Annotated in this window: 3 protein-coding genes and 1 pseudogene; all 4 read left to right on the top strand. The window is 57.4% G+C overall.

Going from position 1 to position 7,259, the window contains the following annotated elements:
- Positions 1-521 (top strand): helix-turn-helix transcriptional regulator (locus WS68_RS00695; protein ID WP_231752922.1); only part of this gene is annotated, 521 nt, incomplete at its 5' end.
- A gap of 1,082 nt (positions 522-1,603) precedes the next feature.
- A pseudogene (locus WS68_RS28640) lies at positions 1,604-3,231 on the top strand (two-partner secretion domain-containing protein); the annotation flags it as partial.
- Between the two features lie 71 nt (positions 3,232-3,302).
- Positions 3,303-6,410, top strand: a complete 3,108-nt coding sequence (locus WS68_RS28635; protein ID WP_059568988.1) for a hemagglutinin repeat-containing protein — start codon at positions 3,303-3,305, stop codon at positions 6,408-6,410.
- Positions 6,411-6,843: 433 nt separating this feature from the next.
- Positions 6,844-7,176, top strand: coding sequence for a hypothetical protein (locus WS68_RS00680; protein WP_156429298.1), 333 nt, complete (start codon positions 6,844-6,846; stop codon positions 7,174-7,176).
- Positions 7,177-7,259 lie beyond the last annotated feature (83 nt).

The raw sequence follows: 7,259 nt of genomic DNA, 5'->3' as shown, positions 1-7,259 counted from the left end.
GAAAACTTGCTTGGCTTCTTGTTCATGGCTCCATTCTCTCAAGAGTTGGAGCCTCCACAAAACTCGGGGCGGTTCACGAACTCGAAACGCCAATGCCACGCGCGGACATACATCTGCTGGCACTCATGCGGCAGAACTTGGCACGGCTTGGGCTCACGAATACGCGGAAGGCGCATGAGGCGTCTCTTGTCGAGCGCGTTGCTGCTGTGATCCGCTTGCGTATTGCCGATGGCGAACCATCGCTCGACGACATGGCGGAGGCGCTCAACATGCCGAGCCGGACGTTGCAGCGACGGCTGCGCACGTACGGTTATACGTACCAGGAGATTTTGCTTGCGGTGCGACGCGAGGTGGCGCTCGACTATTTGTGCAACCCGGACGTCCAAATATCAGAACTCGCATTGCTACTTGGGTATTCTGAAATCAGTGCATTTTCCCGTGCGTTTCACCGATGGTTCGATACTTCGCCGAGTGAATGGCGGCGTGGGTATCTGAAAGCACAGGGGATCAGCCAGGAATAACTTTTCCAATTCTTGAGTTTACATTTTCGCTTGTTTGGCTAAGAAAATATTTGGTTTGATTGATGCAGGAGTTTCGATCAAGAGTTCAAATGATTGTCTCGAGATATTTGGCTGGTATTCGATAGTCAGGTGTCGTCGATTCTGCTGATGGCGCGGTGCTTTGAGGAATCGAAGTGGAATCCAAGCACTTATCCACCTACCTCGACTCCGGTGCTATGGTGACTGCTAGGATGCAGGTTGCATAAAAAAGAAACAGTAGCCGTAGTCGATCTTCCTTGTGGCCATCCGTTCGTTATCGGACTGATGCATGGAGGCCCTGCCGATGGATATGGCATTGCTCATTTCATCGTTAATTTTGGGAAGAGTAGAGAAAAGTCGGCAGTGACTATTGCTTTTTGGAAAAACGTATAGAAATCTCGAAGTGCAACTGATTAGAATCGCGATTGAAGGCGTTCGCTAGTGGAAGACGCATGTGATGACGTCATTAGATCAAGCAATCGAGATTCAGACCGTACAAGCAAAAATGAAGGTTTGGCGGTGTCTCGATATTGTCGTGGATTTCATCCTTGAGACATGTTCAGGAACAAAAGAATTTCGCGTATCACTTGATTAAGTTGATTTGCGTAATGAGTTTTAATGTTTCAAAAAATGTGAATATTGCTGTGCCCAATTGTAGTGGGAATCTACGTTCTCGCCATCCCTTGCGGTCCAAGGGAGTAATCTTATGAGGAAGGAGTCTCAGCTATGCCTAAGGTGGGCTCGCAACGGGCACGCCATTTTTTTCGCATGAATTGTTGGAAATGCGGATACGTCAGTGCTCGCTTGAGGTACTACGGTCATCATCGTCCAGGGTAGCCGGCGACACGCGCCGAGCTTAATTCAATCTGAAATCGATGTAGCGCGGCGGCAACATATAACCGATGCCCTAAAAGAACCAAGTCCACCCGACAACGCTTTTGGGATAGGCGATAAAAAGCACCCAAATGGCTTATCAATTTCTGACATTCGATTTTTTCGAGATTTGGTAAGGTCGCGGACACAACAAATCAACAAACCGAGCGCGCGGGGTTGCGCGAGAGCCAATGAATAAAATGCGCTATCGCCTGGTGTATTCCAGGCTCCGGGGGATGGTGGTGGCCGTCGAAGAGACGGCTGTCGCCGAGGGCAAATCCGCGTCGGGTGAGACCGGCGCGCGTCGCCGGCGTGGCGGCGCGGCGGGCAGCGCGTGGCTGGCGGTGGCTGTCGCATCGGTTGCGGCGGTGCCGATCGCCACACACGCGCAGATCGTGCCGACGCCGGGCGGTGCGACGCAGGTGATCCAAACGCCGAACGGCCTGCCTCAAGTCAATATCGCGCGGCCGTCGGGCGCGGGCGTGTCGGTGAACACCTACACCCAGTTCGACGTGCAAAAGGCCGGGGCCATCGTGAACAACTCGGCCGGGATGGTCCAAACCCAGCAAGCGGGGTGGATCAACGGCAACCCGAACTTCGGGCCGAACGATGCTGCGCGGATCATCGTCAATCAGGTCAACAGCCCGAACCCTTCTCAGATACGCGGCGCTATCGAGACGGCAGCCAAACGGCGGCGAACGGCAATCTGACGCTGAACGCGAACGCGGGCGATCTGAATCTGTCGGTCGCGACGACGAGCGCGCAAGGCGCCATCCAGGCGAGCGCGGCGGGCGCGCTGATCAACGATCACGGCAGCCTGTCGAGCGGCGGCGGCACCACGCTTTCGGGCGGCAGTTTCTCCAACCAGGGCGGCAAGGTCTCCGCGCAAGGTCCGCTGAAGGTGCAGTCGTCCGGGCAGATCGCGAATCAGGCGGGTCAGCTCGTGTCGGAAAACTCGATGGAAGTACACGGCGGCGCGATCGCGAACAACCAGGGCACCGTTCAAAGCGCGGGCGGCATGACGGTGGCCGGTGCGTCGCTGGACAACACGGCGGGTCGGATCACGTCGCTCAACGGCGATGGCTTGTCGGTGACGACGAGCGGCCAATTGACCAACGCCGCCGGCGCGGCGGCGAACGGTACACATGGCGGTGTGATTGGCGGCAACGGCGATGTTTCGGTCCGCGGCACAAACATTGTCAATCGCGGCGCGATCACATCCAACACGAATCTGCGGGTATCGGGCCAGTCGGTCGACAACGGTGGCGGCACGCTGCAGGCTGCGCAAAAGGTGGCCGTCGATGCGGGCGCGCGCCTTACGAACAACGGTGGCTCGATTGTTGGTCAGACGGCCGCGCTGACTGGCACGACCCTCGACAACAGCGCAGGCGTCGTGCAGGCCAACCAGGTGTCGTTGAACGCAGCCGGCCTCGTGAACCACGGCGGCACGATCACGCAGACCGGTGCCGGCGCGATGAGCGTGAATGTGTCGGGTACGCTCGACAACTCGAATGGCGGCACGCTGCAAACCAACAGCACGGATCTGACGCTCGCGCCCACTACGCTCGACAACGACGGCGGCACGATCACGCATGCGGGCAACGGTACGCTGACGCTCGGCGGAGGTACGGGGTCGGTGTCGAACGTGGGCGGTTCGATCGCCAGCAACGGGCGCGTGGCCGCGCAAACCGGCACGCTGAACAACACGTCGGGCTCGATCAACGCGCAGAACGGACTGGCGGCAACCGTCGGCGGCACGCTGAACAACGCGAACGGCAAGCTGTTGTCGAACACGGATCTGAGCGTCGCGAGCGGTACGCGGAGACGCTGCATACGTCGGATCAGGCGCTGACCGGCACGACGCTCAAGGGCGGCGACACGGTCAATATCGTGTCGGGCAAGGATATTACCGTCAGCGGCAGCACGATCAGTCTTGACAAGGGCAATGCCAACCTGTTGGCGGCCGGCGACGTGAATGTCGGCGCGGCAACCGAGACACACGAGCTGAATTCGCACGAAACGCACAGCCATAGCAATGTCGTAAGCGGCGTGAAGGTTGCGAGCGGGATCGACCAGAAGATGACGCTCAATCGCGGCAGTCTGGTATCGGCGGACGGCGTGAACATTGTCAGCGGAAAGGACGTCAATGTTCAGGGCAGCACCATCGTCGGAACGAACGACGTGACGCTCACGGCAGCGCGTAACGTGACGGTGACGACGTCGCAGGACACCTTGCAGTCGTCGAGCTACTACAACAAGAAGGAATCCGGGCTGATGTCGGGCGGGGGACTGTCGGTGTCGGTGGGCAGCAGTTCGCTGAAGACGACCAGCCAGACGACCGAGGTGTCGAACAACGCCAGCACAATCGGTTCACTGAAGGGTAACGTCAGCATCACGGCTGGCAACGATCTGCACGTGACCGGCAGCGACCTGATCGCAGCGAAGAATCTCAGCGGGACAGGCACGAACGTGACGATTGACGCGGCGCAGGACAAGAACCACCGCGGTGAAACGCAGGAAGTCTCCAAGAGCGGCCTGACGCTGGCACTGAAGGCACCGGTGATCGACGCGGTATCGAATGCTGTGGGTCAATCGCGTGCGTCCAGCAATAGCCAGGATGGCCGGGCAGCGGCGCTGCACGGGATGGCCGCGGCGAGCGCGGCATGGGATGCGAACATGGCTGCTGGCGATGTGGTCCGGGCGTTGGGGGCGGGCGAAACGCCTCAGTTCAAGGTCGAAGTCAGCGTCGGCAGCAGTCACAGCAAGAGCGCATTCTCCGAAGACAGCGTGACGAATCGCGGCTCGAACGTGAATGCAGGCGGGACGGTCGCGTTTGCGGCAACGGGGAACGGGCAACCGGGTAGCGGCAATGTGACGATCGCCGGCTCGAACGTGAACGCGAATGATGTGATTCTGGCGGCGAAAAATCAGGTCAATATCGTCAATACGACGGACAACGACTCGACGCGCAGCACGAACGAGTCGAAGAGCGCGAGCGTGGGGGTGTCCGTCGGCACGGGTGGGTTCGGTGTTTCCGCGGCGATGTCGAAGGCCAACGGCGACGGCAACAGCGATCTGGCCACGCAGAACAACAGCCATGTAAACGCAGCAAACAATGTGACGATCATCTCGGGCGGCGATACGAACATCATCGGTTCGAACGTGAAGGGCAATCAGGTGAACGCCGACGTGGGCGGAAACCTGAACATCGTCAGCGTGCAGGATACGCTGACGAGCGCGGCACATCGGTCGAGTTCGGGTGGCGGCTTCAGCGTCAGTCAGGGCGGCGCCAGTGCGAGCTTCAGCCAGAGCAAGGGCAACGCGTCGGGCAGCTATGCGGGCGTCAATGAACAGGCCGGGATTCAAGCAGGTGAAGGCGGTTTCAATATCAACGTCACCGGTAATACCGATCTGAAGGGTGGACTCATCGCAAGTCAAGCGGATGCGTCGAAGAATTCGCTGACGACGGGTTCGCTGTCGTTCTCGGACATCCAGAATCAGTCGCATTACGATGCGAGCTCGAGCGGCTTCAGTGCGGGTGCGACAACCGGCGACGGCGGGATGAACTACAGCACGCACGGCAGCACGTCGCGCAAGAATGCGGGGGGCGCCGCGCCGATGCTTGGCCAGAACGACAGCGGCAGTGATAGCGCGACGACGAAGAGCGGCGTGAGTGCGGGGACCGTTACGATTACGGATTCGGCGAACCAGAAGCAGGATGTGGCCAGCTTGAATCGCGATACGACGAACACGAACGGAACGGTCGCGAAACTTCCGGACATGCAGAACCTGCTGGCCAACCAGTCGGACATGATGGCTGCGGCCAGCGCAGCTGGCGAAGCAGTGTCGCGACGGATCGGGGACTACGCCGACGAGATGAAACGGCAAGCCGAGAAGAATGGTGACCTGGCAGGTGTCGATGCCTGGAAGGAAGGCGGAGCGAATCGCGCGCTGATGCAAGGTGCAGGTGCGGCGTTGGTGACTGGACTGGCAGGCGGCAATGCGGTCGGTGGTGCAGCCGGTGCTGCGATTGCATCGATCGCCTCCGGCAAGCTGAACGAGCTCAGCAGCGCGATCGCAGGCAGCGATCCGACTGGGAACGCCAATATGAATCAGGCGCTGGGCAACATTGTGGCGAACGCGCTTGCGACGGGAGCCGGCGCCGCAGTCGGCGGTGAAGCGGGGGCGTTCTCGGGGTACAACGTCGATCGGTTCAATCGACAGTTGCACGACAATGAAAAGAAAGCAATTGCCGAGAAGGCCGGGAAGGACAAGGCGGAGCAAGAGAAGCTGACGCGCGCAGCGTGCTATGCGGTGAAGTGTTGGGCAGAATACCCGGAAGGGAGCGCGGAGCGGAACAAGAACTTCGTGAGTGAAGTTGAGGTGGCTTCGCTGGGTCCGGAGCTGGATTGGGTAAATCGGCAGAAGGAAGCGGGTTTGTTCGATTACACACCGATGCAGAAGGTTGGCGATGCGTTGAAGAACGATCCGGTTGGAGTCGCGAAGGATACCGCTAAGGTCGTTGTTGGTGGTATGACGGTAAAGACGGGCGCGGGACTTTGTGCAAGCGGTCTGGGCTGTGCTCTCGGCGGTGGAGGAATGATCGTTTTTGGATTGGGTGATATGGCAGAAGGTACGGATGGTCTTTACAACCGTTACAACGGAACTAGTTCTCCTGGTGTGAATCCTGTGCGGTATGGGTTTAATGAGGCATTGCCCGCTGGTTGGGGGAATGTTGTATATGACGGGTTGAATTTGGTAGCTGCGATTGCGGCGCTGAAAGCGCCAGTCCCGCTCAAGATGGGTAATGCTGATGGTCTGAATCGTCCGGGATCCATGTTTGATGTGACCGTGCCACGTATCAATAACACTACCTTGATTCCATTCATTAACCAAGCGGCACCATACGGCACGACGCAGGGCATTTTGCTGTTTGGTGTTGGTTCGAAGGGAGCAACGGTCATCAATGATGTTCACCGCGCAGGAGAGCAGAAATGAATTGGCGGCGACTCTATGCGACGGCTCAAATATGGCTCATGGTTTGCTTGGTTTCTATTTTTAGTACAGGGTGCTATACGGTCGTTGTGATTGGTATTTGTCGGAAACTGATGGGGCTGAGTGATGGCGTCTCTGCATTTGCTATAGGTCTTCCATTCTTTATTGTTCTTCTGGTTTTACACATTCGATTTTTGCCGAAGCCGTTGCGTAAGGCCGGGATGTTGAGCGATGATCCATCGAAATTCGGCCCCTGGTTCAAGTCTGAGAGCAAAAGCTAAAACGATGGCCCCGGTATATACCGGGCTCCGTGTTTATGCAGACTTCGTGCCATCGACTGGGGTGCGGTCGACTAGTGGCTGGGATTTTTACTTCTACAATCTCATCCCTGTCGGCGGTGCCGCCGGCGCTGAAGCCGGAACGAAAGCGATAAACGATGCCAAATCTCGGATTGGGAAATGAAGAAATGCTTAGATTGATTGCCTTATATTTAGCTGCTTTCTTGCTGTCGTTTCTGTGCTTTGCCTCCATCAAGGCATTTGTAATGATTTTTGTGGCCTATTTTTACGGTGGCGGCTTCTTGTGGGCGAGCAACGATACGAGATTCGTTTTAGTGAATGGTATTCTGTTGGGGCTTGTTTTTTTGCATTTTCGCAACGGTGGCTTTTTTGCGAAAAAAATGATTCGTGATGCCATTGTGAAATCCGATTCAATCGGCATTTGCACGGTGTTGTTGTGTATATCAATCAGTACACGATCGCATATCTAGAAAAAAGGGGATGCGGCTATTTTCTTGGACTGGTTTACGCCGTTAGCCCCAGGCTTTCACGGTACTCGATGGGGCTGAGATAG

Source organism: Burkholderia sp. TSV86, from assembly GCF_001522865.1.
In the GTDB taxonomy this organism is placed as follows: domain Bacteria; phylum Pseudomonadota; class Gammaproteobacteria; order Burkholderiales; family Burkholderiaceae; genus Burkholderia.
This window is presented reverse-complemented; position numbering and strand designations above follow the sequence as displayed.

What these genes read in the sequence shown, in the direction of transcription:
- WS68_RS00680 (WP_156429298.1), top strand. Translation starts at nt 6,844, where the DNA reads ATGCCAAATCTCGGATTGGGAAATGAAGAAATGCTTAGATTGATTGCC.